This is a genomic window from Mucilaginibacter rubeus (assembly GCF_003286415.2).
GTDB classification, from domain to species: domain Bacteria; phylum Bacteroidota; class Bacteroidia; order Sphingobacteriales; family Sphingobacteriaceae; genus Mucilaginibacter; species Mucilaginibacter rubeus_A.
On sequence record NZ_CP043450.1, the window covers coordinates 5,143,958 to 5,165,448 of the forward strand.

Sequence of the window (21,491 nt, forward strand, 5' to 3'; positions counted from 1 at the left end):
TTTTTATTCTGAGTCCTTATCTCTGTACAACGGAAAATCGTACATTAACTTGTGAACCCTTTTACGGATTTTTTTGATAGAATGTTCATTTTCAGGATCAGAAATTACAGCATCTATCAATTCAACAATGTGCTCCATGTGCTTTTCCTTCATGCCACGGGTTGTAATAGCGGCAGTACCCACACGGATACCTGAAGTTACAAATGGTGATTTATCATCGTAAGGCACCATGTTTTTGTTCACGGTGATATCAGCAGTTACCAAAGCATTTTCTGCTGCTTTGCCGGTGATGTTTTTATTACGCAGGTCGATAAGCATTAAGTGGTTATCGGTACCGCCAGAAATGATCTGGTAGCCCAGTTTCACAAATGCCTCGGCCATAGCATCGGCATTCTTTTTAACCTGTACAATGTATTTCATGTAGTTTTCGCTCAAAGCTTCGCCAAAAGCAACGGCTTTAGCAGCAATAATGTGCTCAAGCGGACCACCCTGTGTACCCGGGAACACAGCCATATCCAATAATGACGACATCATCCTGATTTCGCCTTTTGGTGTTTTATGGCCCCATGGATTTTCAAAATCTTTACCCATCATAATCAAGCCACCGCGTGGGCCACGTAATGTTTTGTGGGTGGTAGTAGTAACAATATGGCAATGCGGAAGCGGATCTGTTAACAAACCACGTGCAATTAAACCGGCAGGGTGTGAAATATCGGCCAGTACCAAAGCTCCAACTTCATCAGCTACCTTACGGATAAACTCATAATCCCAATCGCGTGAGTATGCAGAAGCACCGGCGATGATCAATTTTGGTTTTTCGCGCAGGGCAACTTCTTTCAGCTGGTCATAGTCAACCAAACCTGTTTCTTTGTTAACCCCATAAAAATGAGGCTCATATAATTTACCCGAAAAGTTAACAGGTGAACCATGTGTTAAGTGACCACCATGAGAAAGGTCGAAACCTAATATTTTATCGCCCGGCTGCAATACCGCAAGCATAACTGCCGCGTTTGCCTGTGCACCAGAGTGTGGCTGTACGTTAACCCACTCGGCATTAAACAATTGCTTAGCGCGCTCGATAGCTATGGTTTCAATTTCGTCAACCACCTGACAGCCGCCATAATAGCGCTTGCCCGGTAAACCTTCGGCATATTTGTTGGTTGCAACAGAACCTGCAGCTTCCATAACCTGCCTGCTTACAAAATTCTCAGATGCAATAAGCTCAATGCCCTCTTCCTGGCGTTGTTGCTCTTCATCCAATAGCTTAAATATCAGTTTGTCTCTTTTCATTGTGTGTTTTTAACGGCGCTAAGTTAGCGAAAAAGATAGATTTGAGATATGAGATATGAGATTTGAGAGGTAAGCAATGTTAGATTTTACTTATTCAAAAGTAAACACAATATTATTTGCTACTCAACTCTTTACAACGAACTAATTACTGCAAAATAGACACCAAGCTTAAAACAGGTAAAGGCTGATATATGTAGGATTTACGTATCTTATTTCATGAATACATCAAAGTTTCATTTTAAGCACATGTAAACGATTTGTTAATTCTGGATTTTTATTTTCCTCAACCAGGCTTTAACCTCCTCACGTACCTGTTTTTCCTTTTCGCCCTGTATAACAAAATAAACGCCGTCGCGTTCAATGCCGCCTTTGGTGGTAAAGCCATCTGATACCTTGCTTTTGGGGCACAGTTCTTTTACCGTTTCAAAAGTGCTGCCAATGCCGTAACCGGCATTGGTATTAAATGGAACGATTGTTTTTCCGCTCAGGTCATATTGCTTCAGGAAGCTTTTTACAGGAGGCGGCAGTTTCATTCCCCAGGTAAGAAAGCCAACGAACACCACATCATACTGATCGATACTATCGATCTTTGTTTTTAATGCCGGCAGGTAGCCGGTTTCATTTTCTTTGGCAACCTGCTGAACAATGGCCTGGTAGTTTTCCGGGTACGGCCTTTCCAACTCCAATGCTACCAGTTTTCCCCCAACCTCATCGTGGATTATATTGGCTATGGCCTTTGTGTTATTGGTGCGGGACAGGTATACAATCAGCACTTTTTTTGTTGATATAGATTGCGCGTTAGAACAGGCAGAAATACTGCAGAGCGCAATTAAAATCAAAGCAAAACACACTTTTTTCATACACCCAATTTTTATTTCTTGCCCGGCACTTCCATCTTAACCGGCCTCAACAATTGCGAAAAGGTGAGTGACCCCATCTTCCATTTACCGTTTTCTTTAACGTATACCTCTGTTACCATGAAAGCATGTACAACTTCGTTTCCGCCTACTACCGCCAGCAAGTCGATATCATTTAACAGGATGGCCGTGCCACCAAAAATATTTACTGAAGTGGAATAGACGTCTGCCTTTTTATACCAGATCCCTCCTGATTTGATTACATTGATCTCCTGTGGTTTCCCCCAGCTTCCGCCCATATGAACAAACACAGCTTTTTCATCAAACAGCACATTTAGCGAATCAACATTTTTGTCGGCCATCCATGTCCACTTGGCTTTAGACAGGTTAATGATCTCCTGCTCTGCTTTTGTAGGTGCAGGTGATGTACTTTGCGTTTGCGCACCGGCTAACCGCACCCCGGCAATTAACAGGAATAATGTGATAATTGATACTCTCATGATTTTACAGGATTTATTGGTATTAATAAACTATTTCGCGCTGTTATATTCCGCGTCGGTTACCCTTTGCAGCCATTGGGTTTTATTTGTTGCCCCATTGGTGCTAACCGCAATGTACGTGAAGGCTGATTCAGGCGATGCGCCGTGCCAGTGGGCTACACCGGGAACACATTTAATCACATCCCCTTTATGAACCACCTGAATTGGCTTTCCCTTTTCCTGGTAATAACCTGTTCCTTCTGTAATCATCAGAATTTGCCCTGCCGGGTGGATATGCCAGTCGAGTTTAGCACCCGGTGCAAACGTCGCGGTAGCTACATTGCAATCAATTACACTATCAGCCTTATTTAATTCCCGAAGCCACACATCCCCCGTATGATTATTGGTTTTAGACAATTCGCCTTTTGTGAAGATGGCGGCCGTTTGGGCCATCACGCGGTTAGAAGTAACAACTCCCAACAACATCATTACATACAAAACTTTTTTCATGATTTTTTGCAGGTTTAATTATTCAATTTTCTTTCTCCAAGCCATTTCACCATTGCCGGATCGCGATGGTCAAAAAAGCTGCTTGTTTTAGTATCCAATGCTTTAATAGCATCCATATCTTCGGCGCTCAGTTCAAAATCGAAGATGTTGATATTCTCTTCCATTCGCTCTTTGCGTACCGACTTGGGAATGGCCACAACTCCCCTTTGCGTAAGCCAGCGAAGGATAACCTGAGCTATTGATTTATTGTACTTCCCGGCAATAGATTGCAGCAATTCGTTATGGAAAATATTGTTCTTGCCCTCGGCAAATGGGCCCCACGATTCTATTTGTACCCTGTTATCAATCATGAACTGCTGCGCTTCATTTTGCTGATGAAAAGGGTGTGTTTCAACCTGGTTTACAGCCGGAACAATCTCGTTATGGACGATAAGGTCAATCAACCTGTCGGGGTGGAAATTACTCACACCTATAGCTCTTACTTTGCCTTCTTTATATAAATCTTCCATAGCCCGCCATTCGCCGTACACATCGCCATACGGCTGATGCATCAGGTATAGGTCCAGGTAATCTAACTGCAGCTTTTTCAATGAACTTTCAAAAGCCTTTTTTGCCCCTGCATAACCGTCCCGCTGGATCCAAAGCTTAGTGGTAATAAATAATTCTTCCCTGGCTATACCGCTTGCTTTGATAGCCCGGCCCACAGCTTCTTCGTTCATGTAAGACTCCGCGGTATCAATCAAACGATAGCCTGTTTCTATGGCATCGCTTACACTTCTTTCACACTCCGCCAGATCCGTTACCTGGAATACACCAAATCCGAGAATTGGCATTTCGACACCATTATTTAATTTAACTTTTTGCATAGCTGATATTTACTAAGACAAAGTTGAGGCCTTTTGCCTGTAGAAACAGGATACAGATTACGGATGTTTATACCATTATTACTGATCGGGCCCATTGTGGTGTCAATACATTGATTAATAGCGTAAATTCGGGAATTAAAACAGAGTGGATATGGATAGCATGCGCCGTTTCAATACAATAAGTGAGTATAATGCATTTAACAACAACGAAACCAAACACCCATTGGTAAGTGTTGTCGATCTGTCCAAAGCCGATCCAAGGCAGGGCTCCAAAATGTATTTCGGCTTTTACATTATCTTTTTAAAAGATGTTAAATGCGGCGATATGGTGTATGGCAGAAACACCTATGATTACCAGGAAGGAACATTGGTTTTACTTGCACCGGGGCAGGTAGCCGGTATAAACAGCAATGGCGAATCCTATCAGCCAAAAGGTAATGCCCTGGCCTTCCACCCCGACCTCATACATGGCACTTCGCTCGGCAAACGAATCCACGGATACAGCTTTTTCGGTTACCAGTCGAACGAGGCATTGCACCTGTCCGAACGTGAACGGAACATCGTTTTAGATTGTTTTTCCAAAATAGATTATGAGCTGGAGCGGGGCGTAGATAAGCATAGCAAACACCTGATTATTGCCAATATTGAATTGCTTTTGGATTACAGCACCCGTTTTTACGATCGCCAGTTCATCACTCGCGATCATGTGCATCAAGGCATTTTAGCAAAGTTCGAAAACCTGTTGAACGATTATTTTGGATCAGACAAGCCGCAAACTATTGGTTTACCTGCCGTTGCCTGGTGTGCAGAGCAACTGAACCTTTCGGCAAACTACTTTGGCGATCTGGTTAAAAAAGAAACAGGGAAAACTGCCCAGGAATATATCCAGGCTAAACTGATTGACATGGCAAAGGAGAAAATCTTTGACGGAAATAAAACCATCAACCAGGTGGCTTATGAATTAGGATTTAAATACCCACAACACTTTGCCCGCCTGTTTAAAAAAAGAGTAGGCCATACACCACAGGAGTACCGGTCATTAAATTAAAAAACAAATGCTTATCAGATAAATGAGTTTTGTCTGTGATAAGTATCAAGGTATCATTAGTGTGAGATTGGTGACTTAGTTGATTTCCGAACGGTAACGATGTTCCGGGCTGAGATCCGGAACATTTTTAATTTATATGTTTAAAAAATTGAAAGCATAAAGCTTCTACATCAGTTCCAAAAAAGCGCCGAATTTTAGGCTTTTAGCCTTCTGCTTCCAGCTCGCCTTTAGGTGAAATCCAGAAATTATTATACCCTAATCCTATCTGAATGTCTATCAAATCCTGCTGCAGCATTTCAAGCACTGCTAAAAAGTTGTATACAAAATGCACCTTGTTTTCAGACTCTTTGGCGATGGCCTTAAAGTCGAGCATTTTATTGATCCGGAGCAGATCGGCAACCGCCTTTTTTTGCTTTTCGATGGTATAGGGATACTGTACTACCGTATGTTTCACCTCTTCGCTGCGGCGGGTGAAATTGCGGAGCATCCGCTCATAAACCACCATCAGGCGGTAAAGGGTTAGTTCAGATAGTTCTTCGCCGGGAACAGCTACTTTTTCAACCTGCTCCAGGTCAAGCTTAATGTTACCGCGCTTTTCCTGTTTAAAGCGCTCATCTTCCATGGGCCTTATCTCTTCACAAACCTCCTTGAACTTTTTGTATTCGATGAGCTTCCTGATCAGGTTTTCTTTGGTATCCGGATCATCGCCCGCTTCTTCGGTACCGTAACGCGGCAATAACATTTTGGCCTTGATACGCATAAGCGTTGCCGCAACGAAAATAAACTCGCTGGCAATTTCCATATTAAGGCTCGTCATCTGGTGCAGGTAGCTCAGAAAATCATCGGCAATTTTTGCGATAGGGACATCGTGAATATCCAGTTCATCACGCTCAATGAAAAACAGCAGCAGGTCAAACGGGCCTTCAAACTGGGGTAACCTAATGGCAAAACTATCGTCGGTCATAAAGCGTCAAAAATAAACATTTTACAACATCAAATAATTACAAATCAGCCGCCTTTACCAAACCCTTACTTGTTGTACGGATATTCATTAATCCAATGAAAGCCACGGTTATTCAGCCTGAATTTATTCAGATCAAATTTTTCGAGGCTGATGTGGAGCGAATCAATGCCGCACTTCCCGGTCAAAATCAATTTGGTTTTGCCGGATTCCGCATAATTAAAGTAGTATTTATTTACCGTATCGGCATCAGTAAACATCACTATGGTATGCGCTTTAATATCTGATCTAAAAGTGTAATTTTCCGTACTGTCATTCATCTTTTTCACCATGGCACGGCCCGAAGCGCCTACCATCAGTTTACGCCAGCGGTTGATGTTAGTAGTTAAGGGAGCAACAGTATCTTTATTTAACACATAGGTTTGAATATCATAAATGCCATAGAGATGCGGCTTTACAGCGGCATCGCCGTATTGGGTGGCTGCTTTAATATCATCATTGATATTTGACACCAACAGATAAACCAGCAAAATATATTTAAAAACGGAAAGCGTAACATTTTTCCATTTAAGCCGGAAACGATGTGGTTCAATCTCTGACGGTGGCGCAGTCTTATTAAGAAAAAAGAAGTTAATGAGCCTACCTGCGTCCTTTGAAAGGAGAAACAGCGACATAAGCACAAGTGTGGTCGACAATAATTTAACAGGCACATCAAAGCAGTAATTGATGGCCATAATATTGCCGGCAACTACCAGCCCCAACACAGCGCCCAGCGTGGTAGTTTTGCGAAAAAACAGCAATAACCCACAGCTCACCTCAGCTATACCAGTAAAATAATTGAAGCCCCTTGAGTATCCCATGTATGTCCAGGCCAATCCCATGGGCGAAGCATTACCTATTGATTGCACCAGCCGGCCTGGTGACGGCGAGGGGAACTGTAATTTAATAATTTTCACAAAACCGTAACTCAGCATGGTTATCCCCACGTAATACCTTACAATAACACACAGCCAATAAAACAGCTTATTATAATTCCGGGACCTCCTGTCGGCAATTGACCATATTAGGGTTCCTATTGCTGCAACAGTTGCTATAAACAAAATCATCATGTAATCGTAAGTAGTATCACCGCTGCCGTTAGTAAAAACGATTATGGGTTGTGCTAAATGCAAAACGTGTTGGGCCAGCCAGGGGATTAGCGTATGGAACGGTTTAATGTAGTATTCGGCGATAACTTCGGTGTACGGCAGTACGCCATTTGGATTAAAAATAATGTACAAAGTAAACAGCTGCAGGATAAACCTAAAAGCTATTTTTTGCGGGGCCGACCAATAAATCGGGCTGGCATTTGTCTCCGTCATAAATTATAACAAGGTCAATGGTTTGAGGAAAGCTAAATATAATAATTTGCGGTAGCATCTGTGAGCTAAATGTTTATAGCCTGTAGCTATGAGGCTATTATTGCACTTTATACCGTATTCGGCACAGTCGCAAAACAATTAATACATTTATATGTCCTTATTTTAACAATAATTACCTTATTTTGCAGGTTAAATATCCTTACGAATGTCAATGCAGGTACCGGCCGGGAATTTATTACAAAAAATAAATTATCCATCTGATTTAAAGCTACTTAACGAAAATGAGCTTGAACAGGTATGCAAAGAACTACGCCAGTATATTATTGACGTGGTATCCGTTAATGGCGGGCACTTTGCCGCCAGCCTGGGTGTAGTTGAACTTACGGTAGCGCTACAATATGTGCTTAATACCCCTTACGACCAGTTGGTTTGGGACGTTGGCCACCAGGCTTACGGCCATAAAATACTTACGGGCCGCCGGGATGAGTTTCATACAAACCGTATTCACGGTGGTATCAGCGGTTTCCCAAAACGTTCGGAAAGTGAATATGATACATTTGGTGTAGGACACTCATCAACGTCAATATCTGCGGCGCTCGGTATGGCTGTCGCATCTCAATACAAAGGCGAAACCGACAGGCAGCACGTAGCTGTAATTGGCGATGGCGCTATGACCGCGGGTATGGCTTTTGAAGCCCTTAACCACGCAGGTATCGAGAATTCAAACTTACTGGTGATACTGAACGATAATAACATGGCCATCGACCCTAACGTTGGTGCCTTGAAAGAATATCTGACAGACATCGCTATCTCAAAGCCATACAACCGCTTCAGAGACGATATTGCGCATGTATTGGCCAAACTATCATCTATTGGCCCTGATGCGTTTAAAATCGCCCAAAAGCTTGAAAAAAGCATTAAAGGCACCCTGCTTAAACGCAGTAACTTTTTTGAAGCACTTAAGTTCAGGTATTTTGGCCCCATCGATGGGCACGATGTAAACCACCTGATAAAAGTATTGAAAGACCTGCGCGATATTCCAGGGCCAAAACTGCTGCATTGTATCACGGTAAAAGGTAAAGGTTATGCCCTTGCCGAAAAAGACCAGACCAAATGGCACGCTCCCGGTTTGTTTGATAAAATTACCGGCGAAATCAAGAAAACTAAATACGACAAGCCTCAACCTCCTAAATTCCAGGATGTGTTTGGGCATACCATAATTGAACTGGCAGAGCAAAACCCAAAGATCATGGGGATCACTCCGGCCATGCCTTCAGGTTGTTCATTAAACCTTATGATGAAGGCCATGCCAAACCGCGCGTTTGACGTGGGCATTGCCGAGCAGCATGCCGTAACTTTCTCAGCGGGTTTAGCCACCCAGGGGCTTGTTCCGTTCTGTAACATTTACTCCAGCTTTATGCAGCGGGCTTATGACCAGGTGATCCATGACGTGGCAATACAAAAGCTCAACGTTATATTTTGTCTTGACCGCGCCGGTTTTGCCGGGGCTGATGGCGCTACACACCACGGAGCTTATGACATGGCATACATGCGCTGCATACCAAACATGGTAGTTTCTGCCCCAATGAACGAAGAAGAACTTCGTAACCTGATGTTCACTGCCCAGCAGGAAAACATGGGGCCATTCGTGATCAGGTACCCTCGTGGCAACGGTGTTATGGTTGATTGGCAGCGTCCGTTCAAAGCCATCCCGGTAGGCAAAGGCCGTAAGGTTTGCGATGGCGACGATGTAGCAATCCTATCTATCGGCGCTATCGGTAATGAAGTGGTTAAAGCTATTACCGAACTTAATGCCGAAGGTTATAACCCGGCCCATTACGATCTCCGGTTTGTAAAACCGCTTGACGAAGCTTTATTGCATGATGTATTCAGCAAGTTTAATAAAGTAATTACTGTTGAAGACGGCTGTATTGAAGGCGGTGCAGGTAGCGCGGTGCTTGAATTTATGGCAGATAATGGTTACACCAATATTCAGGTGAAACGCCTGGGCATTCCCGATACTTTCATTGAACATGGCGACCAGCCCGAGCTTTGGGCCGATTGTGGTTTTAATGCCAACGGGATAGCTGAGCAGGTACGTAACATGGCCGAAAAAAGAAGCATGAATACTATTGCGTCGTAATCAAATACGACTATAGTACGCCGATATAATGAAGCCGCCTCATAATTACTTATGAGGCGGCTTTTTAAATTTCTACCCAATAATAATCAGGCTATAAAAGATATATTATATGCTAAATTATTAGTCCCCGCAACGGGTGCCACAGCATAGTTGATGTTTATATTAGTTGAATCCGCAGTTATGTAGCCGATATTACCAGCTGCACCGTTCGTAGCAACCGCTGTAAACCAGCTTGGGGTGGTTCCTAACGAATGAGGAATGCTGATAACTGTTGCGCTTCCCGTTCCTGATGCTGTTACGGCTTTTATAGCAGGAACATTTTGGTAAATGCGCCTCCATGCTGATGTAGCCGCATTGTATTCATACAAACCGGATAGGTCATCCGTTTGATAGATCAACAGACCATCGGCAGGACTGGTTACATTTAAACGCTGAGCCTTGTTCATTCTTACCGGCAGGAACCCCCTTGTGCCCGAGTCGATCTGGAACATCGCTGAGTTGTCAAGTGCATTCGGATCGCCGATATGCCCAAATCCGCCCCAAATTTGTCGCCACCTTAAAGTCTGGCCCCCAAAGTTATATCCATTATCAACAGACGGATTTAAGCCTGTTCCAACCGTAAGCCCTCCAAGTATTGTTCCGGCACCTGAAATTTTAAATGCAGCTGTTTGCGTTGTTGCCGTTTGATTAAAGATGGCGCCTTTTAAGCTGGTAGTTGAGATATACATCGGCTGCCAGTCTGCAGGGTCAGAGCCTGTTGTTAAACGCAGCCAGCCATAAAGGATAAATCCGTTTGCATCAATAACTGGGTTAGTGTTCCTGACTATCTGATTTTTGATAAAATAACCCGAAGTTGGTTGCGCTGCCGCCTCTTGCAAATCGGTATTTTTGATGGCAAGTAATTGGTCACTAAAATTCCCGGGAGTGCTGTCTATCCAGAAAACCCGATTTGAGGTAATATTAGTAAGCGTTTTAATACCATATTGGCTAACCGGATCACAGTAGTAATTATTTGAATAAACAAATGCCTGGGTATATGTATTTACCTCAACAATATCCTTGGTGTTCTTAAAGTTATTATTAGTTACCTTAAGGCCAACTGCATATAGTGCAAAAACCGCATGATAAAACGTTCCGGTATCATTTGCCCACCCCCCGGTTAGCATCCCAAATTTAGTCAACGTTTGCCCATTAACAGTAGTCATTGCGGGCGTAGATAAAGTAACACTGTTATTGGCGTTATAGGCAACAATCTGAGCAACTAAAGGATCGGCAGTTGGTCCGTTTAACAACCCCAAAAAACCCGCCCCCGTAATCTGAACAATTTTCCCTACATCAGATGATGAAAACGGCGTAGATGTGGTAGTGGTCAATAGTGTAGTCCCGGCAACAATATTAGCATCAGCAATACCGGTACCTCCTGCTGAAGTGGTATCGGCCCTATCTGTGGCTTCTAAATACGGATCAGGATCAAAACTATTCCCGGTGATATTCATGTCAACAGGATATTGCGCGGGAGAACTAACATTAACATCCAGAAAAATACCTTCCAGTGTCCTTTCTATGGTATTATCGCTGATAGTGATATCCTCTCTCCAGTATTGAGGGTCAAAGTAAATACTCCGCTGAAAACCATAAATGTAGTTATTAATAATTTTTAATCCTTTATTAGGCCCGCCCACAGTGATGCCATATGATTTATAATAAGCATTTTGCTGCGAACCTCCGTTAGCCATACAAATAGTTCCCTGGTATCCTAAAACGTCAGTGTTACCTTTTCTTGTCCACAAACCATAGCCATAAGCATCTGATATTTTAGTTAATCCACTAAACGATTGCATAATAGAATTGTGAGCCACAATTACCCCCCTACTTTGTCCATGAGCCAGATTAACCCCTTCAAGATTCCAAAAAATCTCAGGTTTTACGTATTGTTTAAGCAAAGTGCTAAAGGTACCAGGATATACATTATTGCTTAATGAAGTTGATTTCATTATCGTAAATCCTAACTCAATACCATCTGCCGATGCACCCGGAATATATCTTGGCGTACTATTCTCGTTAGGGTATGTATTATGGCCATCTACAACACCATAATTCAACTCCGGTGTACACAGCTTTAGCACATCTTTTATGTTATTGTTAGCTATTACCACATTTAATGATTCAATCTGGCCGCCCGAGGCAGTTTCCACCGAACATCTGATAGCCCGACCTTTTATAAAGGACAGATTATTATTTGCGATTATAGCATTTCTGGCTCCGCCAACAGTTATACCCTGCGAACCGAACGTTTCATTATCACATACAATAGCTATATTATCCACAGCCCCTGTTGGATCCGACCCATTTGACATTCCTGAACAATCTACTGCAAGGAAATCATCTTCAATAAACCTCCCCCTGTTCCCGGTCATAATAACCTTTTGTGCATCACCTGCATTTATACCATCCCTTAATATATTCTCAAGAATATTGTTAGTAATAGTAACTGTGCCACCACTTAGCGCGAAGCCCATTTCCCGTGACCACTTGCCATAGCAATTATCTATTTCGACAAATTGGTAGTTACTCAATTTCATCAGATAGCATCTAACTACTGTAGCTGTAGCAGGCACATTTTGATATGTAAACCTGTCGGCGTAGCCCCAAAGGCATATATTTTTAACGGATATATTTCCCGGTGCCGGCAAGGCAGCCATGTAATCCCATTCAATCAGTGTGAAATTGTCTGAAATTGCATAAATGATACTGTTGTATTTACTTTCGCCCAAGATGTGAGTGTAATTTTTGATCTGCAATTTTCCTGATATCGCATATTTACCCGCAGGAAAAAACACACTCCCACCGCCTATCGCAGCCACTGCATTGATGGCACTTTGAAGTACAGTAATATTATCACTACCATAATTTACCTCACTGGCTGTTACGTTGGTAGCGGCCGCATCTTGTAATATTACTTCTGTTGCCGAATTTACAGTTACAATAGTGGTTGAAAGTGCTTGCGGAATATCGTCTGAACCGAATTCGTTAAGTATATTCACCGGGGCAGCGGCGCCGTTAATTGTTATCTTTTTACCAACATCTGCCGATGTAAAATTTGATCCGGTACATGTAAGTTTGGTCGGGGTGGCACCGGTGCCTGTTGCAACTATTGTCCCTGTTACAGTTTTAACGTCACCTATAGCACCAAACCAGGCCACGCTGATATAATCATCATAAACACGTTTCCATCTGCCGGTAGTAACAGAACTCACCTTGATGATAAAACCGTCATTGTCTGTCAAGGTATTACCCGAGTCCCAGAAAAATATTCCCTGGCCGCCGTCTCCGGTCGCTGCTCTTCCTTGTACAAATACTGATTCATTGCCCGCGCTGTAGACATAGCTACGCAAGGCTGCATAGTTAGCAATTGTTGTCATGGTATAGTATTAATTTATGAATTGATAATTCGCTGTTGAGTATGGCAGATGCTGCCTCGAACTTGAAATTAATTGTAACTGAGCATCTATGGGGAAAGATTCGGCCACGTGATCAGACGTAAGATATCATCCTTTATATCAAATTTTAAATAACGGAGTGGTTGGGGTGAAAATTTGTGATACATAAACAGAAGGGCTGTTTTAAGAAGTAGGTTAGGTTTAATTTTATACTATGAATGTAGTAAAGATTTCTGTTTCGTGCAACTTAAAATTAATAAGTTAACACAATTTAACAACAAAGACTATGTGTTTTTACACAGGGCCTTTGTGACCAAATTTAGTTTTACTAATCGCTTACAGGCCGGGGAGAGCTCTGCAATTAAGATGCGATATTATACTACGTTAACATTTCCGGATCAGGAATAGTGTCGAAAAATCCCCTTGTACGTTTGCCTGAAGATGTCCCGGTACAGGTAGGCTTATTTGAGCTGGCTTGCGGTATACTGTTTATTACTTATACAGCTATAACTCTTTAGACCAAAGCGCAGCTTTGATTAACCGCAAAGCACGGGTAGCTAATGAAGCGAGTTTCAATTGTCTAACTTAATGCGCGTCAAGATTCTAATAAAACAAGCAAGCCCTCCTAAGAGGGCTTGCTCAGTCAATTGTCATTTGCAAGATTTAATCCTGCGGGATACGGTTATCAATGAACCTTATAACTTGCCAAATCGTTGTATATGGCACGGAAAGAACTGCGGATACCAAAAGTCAGCATAGATGTTTTGTCATTAAACTGATCATTTTTATCCCTGCGGATTAAACCGCCGAGCTCAAACCTTAAGTTGTATTTAGGATTAATTAAATAAGCTACCTTTCCTTCAAAATAAACCATGTTTGTAGTTAAACCCTGACCTGTATAATTGCCAAATTCGCGCGCCGGGTCGCGATAGCCCTGATAAGGATCTTTACCATAGTTTAGACCGTTGACATCGAGGCCATAATGGCCATAGTCAATCTCGCCTGTAAAGTCAAACCTTTTATATGAATAATTCAGCAAGCCTACCGCCTCACGGAAATTAGCACCCCACGGATGCCCGATTGGCTCTCCATTTTCAGTATAGTTAATTACAGATGTACGTTCTGAGTAGGTATAAGGTTTAACATTGTTTGTTTCAAGCAAATAGTTTAAACCCTTAACATTGAACAGGTTTGCTCCTCTTATACCCAATTGAAAGCCATATTTATTACGTGAGCTGCCCTTACTTGAAAAAAAGCTTGATGACTCAAACTCGTCAAGCGCAAACTGTCCGTAAGCAGTAATACCATCGGTTAATTTATATTTAGCGGTAAAGCCAATCAAAGCATTATCGGGCGAACCGTTTGAGGCTTCAACCGGCCTCAAAAATATCACCGGGTTTATGTAAGTGAAATCAAAGCCGCGCTGATGACCCAAGTCGTCTTTAGCGGCCCAGATTACAGCATCAAAGAAACCGAGCGATAACCTGTTAGTTACATTCCAGTCCAGGTAATGGAACACACCAAATTTCTTCCTGTCGCCATTATCCACTTTTATGGAAAGCGGGTCATCGAAATAAGCCCACATGGCCATATACCGCACATTACCCAGTGTAGCCGTTAATTTAAAAAAGGGATATGGTGACGCATAATCAGATAACAGCAATGAGCGATACCCATCGCCCACAAAGGTTTTATCACGACCGGCACTGATATTCAAAAACTTTACAGGCGTATAAGAAACATTGGCTGTGATGTATGACCAGCGGTATTCGTTACCATAAATACCTGCGTACGCCTGCCCTGGAGCTATGCCAACCTGGTTAACGTAGGTTTGCAGGTAATTGGGCAATTCTGCACGGTTTTCATAACCTGCAACATTATATGAAAAGTTTTTACCGAAAGTACCGCCGAACTGGATGCCAAGCGTACCAAAATTGGTATTCTTTTTCCCGGAAAAATCGCGGCTAACGTTAAAGTCGGGCAACAGATCGGCATAAAAAGTGGAGTTCTTGCTCTTAACATCAATCTGATGTTCGTTAAAAAAACGACCTTTAAGCCCGTTCAGGTTCATTAATGAATCGTAGTGCTCCTTCAAAAGCGAATCATCAACCATAAAAGGCTTTAGTGAACTATGTACCCTTGTTTTGGTTGAATAAACATCCTCATTAAGTTTTTGGTAAAACTGGTAATTATAAGATTGATATTCGGACTGTGCTTCCGCCAATCCACTTATCAAAAACAGTAAAATAATGCTTGTAAATATTCTCTTCATATGTAGGTTATATGTTTTGGTCGTTGATTATTCAAAATAATTAAGCGTGTTAAAACCGCCTTTTCTCAGGTATTCGTCTTTTTTCACCAAATGCAAATCGGCAAGTACCATATCAGTTACCAGCGCCTGCAGGTCATATTTAGGTTTCCAGTCCAATTTATTATACGCTTTGGCAGCATCACCAATTAACAGATCAACTTCTGTTGGCCTGAAATAACGGGGATCAACCTTAACTACTGTCTGCCCAAATCTTAAGGCATCCAAATTCAATCCAAGCGTAGTGGCACGTTCCTCATCAATATCAATGATCACGCCACGTTCGTTTTCATCCTTCCCGCTAAACTCAACTTCTATACCCAGTTCCAAAAATGCCATCCTGATAAAGTCGCGTACGGTGGTTGTTACACCTGTCGCTATTACAAAATCTTCGGCAGTTTCCTGCTGCAGCATCAGCCACATGGCTTCTACATAATCTTTGGCATGCCCCCAATCACGTTGCGCCGAAAGATTGCCAACATACAGGCAATTTTGCAGGCCAAGCGCTATTTTGGATGCCGCACGTGTAATTTTACGGGTAACAAAAGTTTCGCCCCGTACCGGGCTCTCATGGTTAAAAAGGATCCCGTTGCAAGCGTACATGCCATAAGCTTCGCGATAGTTAACTACAATCCAATAACCATATAGTTTTGCTACAGCGTACGGCGAGCGTGGATAAAAAGGGGTAGTTTCACTTTGCGGTACTGCCTGCACCAAGCCATAAAGCTCAGACGTGGAAGCCTGGTAAACCCGCGTTTTTTTAGTAAGATCAAGAAGCCGGACGGCTTCAAGAATGCGCAAAGTGCCAACACCATCGGCATTGGCGGTATATTCGGGTGTTTCAAAACTCACTTTCACGTGGCTTTGAGCGGCAAGGTTATAAATTTCGTCGGGCTGAACTTCTTGTATAAGCCTGATCAGGTTAGTTGAATCGGTAAGATCACCGTAATGAAGCCTGAATTTAACGTTGGGTTCATGCGGATCATGGTATAAATGATCAATCCTATCTGTATTTAATAATGACGATCGGCGTTTAACTCCATGCACCTCATAACCCTTTTTCAGCAAAAACTCTGCTAAATAAGCGCCATCCTGCCCTGTTATTCCTGTTATTAAAGCCTTTTTCATTAATAAATAGCGCACATGTATTGTGCAATACAATAATATCCAATTTTATTGTAATTACGTCCATAACGCTTAATATATAAGACAGGCAGCGGTTGATGCTACTGTTAAATGACTGATAAGGATATTAAAATAAGCTTGCGGGATAATTAAATTCCGGCTACGGTATCTTCCAGTTCCTTATACCAATCGGCACCGTATTTACGAATAAGCGGATCTTTTAGAAACTCGTGAACACGCACTTTCAACTCGTCGCCAAATGAACATGCTGGGCTGCAGATATTCCAGCGGTCGTAGTTTAAAACATCAAACTCAGGATATGAGGTGATACGGATAGGATACAAATGGCAGGAGATAGGTTTTTTCCAGCTAACGGCACCTTCTTCGTAGGCTTTTTCAATACCACATTTTGTTATACCATTTTCCCATATTACGTAAGCGCATTCTTTATTGGTATCAACACAAGGAGTTGTATAATCGCCCTCAAAATCGGTTACATATACACCGTCCTGCTCAATGGTTTTGATGCCTTTTGCAGTAAGATAAGGTTTTACCTTAGGGTAGATCTCTTTCAGGATATCAAGCTCGTCGGCATTAAGCGGGGCACCCGAATCACCTTCAAGGCAGCAGGCTCCCTTGCACTTATTTAAGTTACATACAAAATTTTCCTTTACTACATCCTCGTGTAATAACACATTGCCAACCTCAATCATCTTTTTAAAATCAATCTTTAATAGGATTTAACGGATACTTAAGTCCCGATGCCGATTTCAGGTCCATCGTTACGCTACCAATCAGCACTTCAACATGGGCTTTTACCGGTATCCTGTTTTTGTCATTAGTAACCCAAAGGTACAACTTACTGTTTTTCCGAAAAATACGTCCCGGAATAATTGCCGGGCTAAATTTAAGACAATTAAACTTACCAAGCGAACACTCAACCGTTTCGGTACCCACATAGGTTATCTGCATACTGTGAAAGCCATCCTCCAAAAAGTATTGCAGATCAAATGTATCACCCTCGTGCAATTTTGAAACATCGATAGCCCGCGCGAAATAATAGGCCGATACAAAATCAAAGGACTCTCCCTTATACCCGAACGTTCCCTTATTCGCCGTTACCTTTTTATCTTTCTGATCAAAGGTAACATTGTCTGTATGCCTGTATTTACCTTCCCTCCTGTTCTCGGTATAAAAATAAGGCATCAGCGTTGTTTGATCAACGTACGACTCATAACGGTTACGCACCTTGTAAAACAGGTCGAAAGAGCCCGCAGTTTTTCCCTCAGCAACAAGGTGGAAAGTTGGACGGTCATTATATTTCTTATCGCTGGCCTCTACCTTAATGGTAGCCTCGGCAGCCGTAAAAAAACCGTACTTCATCTTGTAATCCAGTTGTTCGCCAGCCTTGAAAATCGATTCGTTGATCTTCTTCAACTCCTGGGCAGAACCCCCGGAACAACAGACTATAAAAAGCAGTACAGTAAAAAAATATTTATTTATCAGCAGTTTTTTCATTGATTAATAGCCCCTTTTGCGGGACTGGTGATAAGACAACTGCTATTATAAATGGTTTAAATCTATTTTTATTGCCTGCTGCAGCTTAAAAACTTAGTCCTTACGCTTATAGATAGGAACGGTTGAGCATGGCTCACCAAACATAAGGCTTTTCACCACGGCAGTTAGCCTTTTAGTGATCTCAACATAAGCAGATACCGGCACCTCCGTATCGCCGCAACCTTTAAGTACAATGCGCTGCCCGCGGTATTGCTCAAAATCGGCTTTAGCTATCTCCTTTTCAAAAAGCACAGTTTCAAGCACCTCTTTATCACCAAAAACTATTTCGCGGGCGTAAGGGGCCATACGGTTAGCCAGCAGCATATACGCCCATGCAGGTACAATAGCATCGGCAGAGCAGGTAATACCCACGTTCTTGCCCTCGTATTGCGCCCAGTCATATTCTTTTATAAAGTCCCTGAAATCCTTCTCCTTTAAAATAAGGCCGTGGAAAAGGTTATCTTTTATATCGTATATAACGCGATCACCTGCCGGATAAAAGTCTGCCGGGTCTAAGGTAACCAAGCCACTCTGGGCTACCTTATTTACTATGTTTTCCTGGATATCCATACCGTTTATCATGAAAGCCAAAAGCCGAATGCGTAGAGCCTAAAGCTGCTTAGCTTGATTTTAAATATTAATTATTTGCCCCTAATAACAGGCACTATATAAAACAAAAAATCCGGGAGCGGCTTAACGCTACTCCCGGATACAAATTTACTTTAAATTTTATTTAGAAAAATTTAGCTCTGTTATCTTTTACAATTGCATTATCTTTTAATGCATCCAGAACTAAGCCTTGTGAACGTTGTAACAAGGCCTGGCCAATTTGTTCTTTTTGTTTAACGGCATTACCAAGTGCAGGTGGGTTAGTGAAACCATTAACCACAAACACATAAACACCTTGAGTACCGTCAACCGGTTTTGAAATTTTGTTAACCGCAGAACCAAATACAGAACCAATAACTTTGTATTCTGCAGATTGGCCAGGGATGATCGGGTTAGCGAAAACAATGTTTTCAACCGGAACCACTTTGCTGTTTACCTTTTGAGCAACCTGATCGATAGAAGCACCACCGCCAAGGGCAGAGTCAAATTTCTCTTTCAGTTGTTTAGCTTTAACCTCGTTACGTACCATTGGCTCAATTTGCTTTTTAACAGCTTCAAGAGCTAATGTACCTTTAGGCTTGATCTCGGTAAGGCGGGTTACGATATATTGATCGCCTACAGTAAATACTTTATCAGTGATATCGCCTTTTTCGGCTTTGTAAGCCCATCTAACTACATCACGGGCGTTATCCAAACCTGGCAGGCCAGAAGCTATAGCGGTAACATCTTCGGCAGTACGAGATTTTAAACCTTCTTTTTTTGCCTCAGCTTCAAAGTTATCAGATGTTAACGAAGCTAAAAATGCTTGTGCTTTGCTGTAAGCTACAGTTTGGGTTTTGCTGCTTGCAGTTAAAGGTTTATCAACCACACCAACTTTAACCAGTTTTACAGAGCCTTTTTGATCTTCAACCTGGATAACATGGTAACCAAATTGCGATTTTACAACAAGGATGTCGCCTTTGTTTGCTTTGAAAGCAGCATTGTAATATTCAGGAACTAATGCGCCCTGGCCACCACCCATAACGCCATTGGCATCAAATGATGGAATTTCACCGCCTTTTACAGCGCTGCCTTTATCGGCAGAGAAAGTTGTTGCCAATTCGGCAAATGACTTACCGCCCTGAATTAATTTTTTGATTGAATCCGCTTTAGCTTTTGCTTTATCCTCGCCACCTGCAGATGCAAGGTCGATCAGGATGTGCCTTGTTTTAACTGAGTCAAAAGTAGTTTTGCTGTCAACCAGTTTAGCTATTTTGTAGCTTCCGTTTTCAATGTAAGGCCCGTATACAAATCCTTTGGCAGCGCTAAACATGGTTGTATCCAGTTTAGGATCAAGGCTGCCTTTACGCTGATAAGCTAAAGGTGCTTTTGTTTCGGCGTTGATCTGAACAAAAAGCGAATCGTTATTAGTTGTCTTAAATTCGTTCGCTAATTTTTCTGCCTGTAGTTTAACAGCAGCTGAGTCTTCTTTTGAAGGAGCGGCGTTAAAAGTAACGTATTCAAAGTCCCTTAACTCCTGTGGAGTTTTAAACTGGGCTTTGTGAGCATCATAATATGCGCTGTAATCGCCATCGGTTAAAGTAACTTTAGCATCGGGGATTGAAGCATAATCAAGTGATACATATTTAAAGTTAACCAGCTTGTTTTTTGCTTCGTAGTCATCCGTAGCTTCAAGCGAGTTTACATAAAGGCCATTGGTAACCAATGTCATGTATTTGGTTGCTTTTTTAGCTTCAATTAAATCAACAACAAAGTTATGCCATGCTTCTTTTTGAGCAGGATCGGCTTTACCTGATTGAAGGTAGGCTTTAAACTGGTTGTACTTGCTGCGGTCAAACTGGCCTGTTTGCTGATCGGCAAACTGACGGGCAATCTGAGGGTCGGGATTATTGTCGCCAATCATCACGCTCATTTCGTCGTCACCAACTGTAAGGCCAAGTTTTTCAATTTCTTTGCCTATCAGCATCTGGCTTAAATACTGGTTCCAGGTAGTTTCCTGCAAATAGCTTGCTATCTGCGGAGAAATGCTCTGTCCCTGTTGTTTAAACTGTGCTGAATTTTGCTCCAGCTTTTCGTTGAATTTGTCATAGGGCACTTTTTCGCCGTTTACAACGGCAAGCTCGTTACTATCGTCCCTGAAAAAGGAACCGCCCGATCTTACAACTTCGCTCACAATAAATGCAAGCAGCGCGAGGCCAATAAAGAATGCGAGAATCTTCCCCATTCTTTCGCGCAAAAAACCCATTATACCCATATTACATTTATAATTATTCTATTCTTTTTTAAAGAGGGCGCAAGATACAATTTTTACTAAAATTCTATAACACAAAATTTTCGTTAAAAAAAGTCATTATTGTGTCGCTTTTTCATCCACATGGAATATGCCCGTACTACTTTTAAAGGAAGGATTTAATAGCTTGTCATCGCTTTCAAAGGTATCGCCGTTCATGACATTGCCTCCGCTAAGGGTGGCTTGTACCGGTTTATTGGAGTAAACACGTTTGGTTACCTGGTCCCAAAATAATTCTTTTGATTTAAAGGTTTCGCCTTTGGCATTGGTTGCAACCACGTTGCCATGAAATTCTATGAGCTTTTCCTTCTCCCGCTGAATGCCGGTATCGGCAATGATATTTCCCGCAAAATCGCCTGTAGCCCGATCATAATAATCGATCTTGACACCTTTAGGCATAATTTTATAAGGCTTCTTGATCTGGTACTCAACCATAAGCGGCGCCGTAAGATGGATCTCTACTTTGGTCGAATCGCTCATGATCACATCGAGCCCGGTAGTGCGCTGGGCTACGGTATCAACTTCATTAGCCGATATTTCCCTAACTTTTTTCAGATCGTTTTCGCACGAGGACAGGAAAGCCGCCAATGGCAACAATAACAGGCATAGTGCCGGTATGTTAACTGCAGGGCGGCTCATGACAGCGA

The 21,491-nt window shown here is 42.3% G+C and carries 17 protein-coding genes; 2 read left to right on the forward strand and 15 right to left on the reverse strand.

Annotation, left to right across the window (positions count from 1 at the left end; genetic code table 11):
* Positions 1-3 precede the first annotated feature (3 nt).
* The 5 genes from glyA to DEO27_RS20335 all read right to left on the reverse strand — a co-directional run bounded on the left by glyA (position 4) and on the right by DEO27_RS20335 (position 4,002).
* Entirely contained in the window at positions 4-1,290 is a 1,287-nt protein-coding gene (glyA, locus tag DEO27_RS20315; protein WP_112575641.1) for a serine hydroxymethyltransferase, read from the reverse strand.
* 260 nt (positions 1,291-1,550) lie between these two features.
* The gene (locus DEO27_RS20320) at positions 1,551-2,150 is read right to left on the reverse strand and encodes a flavodoxin (RefSeq protein WP_112575642.1); all 600 of its coding nucleotides are present in this window, start codon (positions 2,148-2,150) and stop codon (positions 1,551-1,553) included.
* Between the two features lie 11 nt (positions 2,151-2,161).
* A complete protein-coding gene (locus DEO27_RS20325; RefSeq protein WP_112575643.1) occupies positions 2,162-2,647 on the reverse strand; it encodes a nuclear transport factor 2 family protein in 486 nt (161 codons plus the stop codon).
* Positions 2,648-2,677: 30 nt separating this feature from the next.
* Positions 2,678-3,136, reverse strand: coding sequence for a cupin domain-containing protein (locus DEO27_RS20330; RefSeq protein ID WP_112575644.1), 459 nt, complete (start codon positions 3,134-3,136; stop codon positions 2,678-2,680).
* A 14-nt stretch (positions 3,137-3,150) separates the two neighbouring features.
* Positions 3,151-4,002, reverse strand: a complete 852-nt coding sequence (locus DEO27_RS20335) for an aldo/keto reductase (protein ID WP_112575645.1) — start codon at positions 4,000-4,002, stop codon at positions 3,151-3,153.
* Positions 4,003-4,153: 151 nt separating this feature from the next.
* On the opposite strand from DEO27_RS20335, the gene DEO27_RS20340 reads away from it, so the two are divergent.
* Positions 4,154-5,050: a helix-turn-helix domain-containing protein gene (locus DEO27_RS20340; RefSeq protein ID WP_112575646.1), complete on the forward strand. Its 897-nt coding sequence runs from the start codon at positions 4,154-4,156 to the stop codon at positions 5,048-5,050.
* 202 nt (positions 5,051-5,252) lie between these two features.
* Here DEO27_RS20340 and DEO27_RS20345 read toward each other — a convergent pair whose 3' ends face one another.
* Entirely contained in the window at positions 5,253-6,014 is a 762-nt protein-coding gene (locus DEO27_RS20345; protein WP_112575647.1) for a segregation and condensation protein A, read from the reverse strand.
* Between the two features lie 65 nt (positions 6,015-6,079).
* Entirely contained in the window at positions 6,080-7,372 is a 1,293-nt protein-coding gene (locus tag DEO27_RS20350) for a hypothetical protein (protein ID WP_112575648.1), read from the reverse strand.
* Positions 7,373-7,583: 211 nt separating this feature from the next.
* Here DEO27_RS20350 and dxs point away from each other — a divergent pair, with 211 nt between their 5' ends.
* Positions 7,584-9,515 carry a 1-deoxy-D-xylulose-5-phosphate synthase gene (dxs, locus tag DEO27_RS20355; protein ID WP_112575649.1) on the forward strand — a complete coding sequence of 644 codons (1,932 nt, stop codon included), beginning with the start codon at positions 7,584-7,586 and terminating at the stop codon, positions 9,513-9,515.
* A gap of 86 nt (positions 9,516-9,601) precedes the next feature.
* On the opposite strand, the gene DEO27_RS20360 is transcribed toward dxs, so the two are convergent.
* The 8 genes from DEO27_RS20360 to lptC form a co-directional block, all read right to left on the reverse strand.
* Positions 9,602-12,937 carry a glycosyl hydrolase family 28-related protein gene (locus tag DEO27_RS20360; protein ID WP_112575650.1) on the reverse strand — a complete coding sequence of 1,112 codons (3,336 nt, stop codon included), beginning with the start codon at positions 12,935-12,937 and terminating at the stop codon, positions 9,602-9,604.
* Between the two features lie 703 nt (positions 12,938-13,640).
* Positions 13,641-15,227: a gliding motility protein RemB gene (locus DEO27_RS20365; RefSeq protein WP_112575651.1), complete on the reverse strand. Its 1,587-nt coding sequence runs from the start codon at positions 15,225-15,227 to the stop codon at positions 13,641-13,643.
* A gap of 27 nt (positions 15,228-15,254) precedes the next feature.
* Entirely contained in the window at positions 15,255-16,391 is a 1,137-nt protein-coding gene (gmd, locus tag DEO27_RS20370) for a GDP-mannose 4,6-dehydratase (protein ID WP_112575652.1), read from the reverse strand.
* A 146-nt stretch (positions 16,392-16,537) separates the two neighbouring features.
* Positions 16,538-17,101 (reverse strand): DUF3109 family protein, encoded by a 564-nt coding sequence (locus tag DEO27_RS20375; protein ID WP_112575653.1) that lies wholly within the window; start codon positions 17,099-17,101, stop codon positions 16,538-16,540.
* Between the two features lie 10 nt (positions 17,102-17,111).
* Complete coding sequence (locus tag DEO27_RS20380; protein WP_112575654.1) at positions 17,112-17,906, reverse strand: DUF3108 domain-containing protein; 795 nt, start codon at positions 17,904-17,906, stop codon at positions 17,112-17,114.
* 93 nt (positions 17,907-17,999) lie between these two features.
* A complete protein-coding gene (locus DEO27_RS20385; RefSeq protein WP_112575696.1) occupies positions 18,000-18,515 on the reverse strand; it encodes a DUF2480 family protein in 516 nt (171 codons plus the stop codon).
* A gap of 163 nt (positions 18,516-18,678) precedes the next feature.
* A complete protein-coding gene (locus DEO27_RS20390) occupies positions 18,679-20,778 on the reverse strand; it encodes a peptidylprolyl isomerase (RefSeq protein WP_262714149.1) in 2,100 nt (699 codons plus the stop codon).
* Positions 20,779-20,904: 126 nt separating this feature from the next.
* Positions 20,905-21,483, reverse strand: a complete 579-nt coding sequence (lptC, locus tag DEO27_RS20395; RefSeq protein WP_112575656.1) for an LPS export ABC transporter periplasmic protein LptC — start codon at positions 21,481-21,483, stop codon at positions 20,905-20,907.
* Positions 21,484-21,491 lie beyond the last annotated feature (8 nt).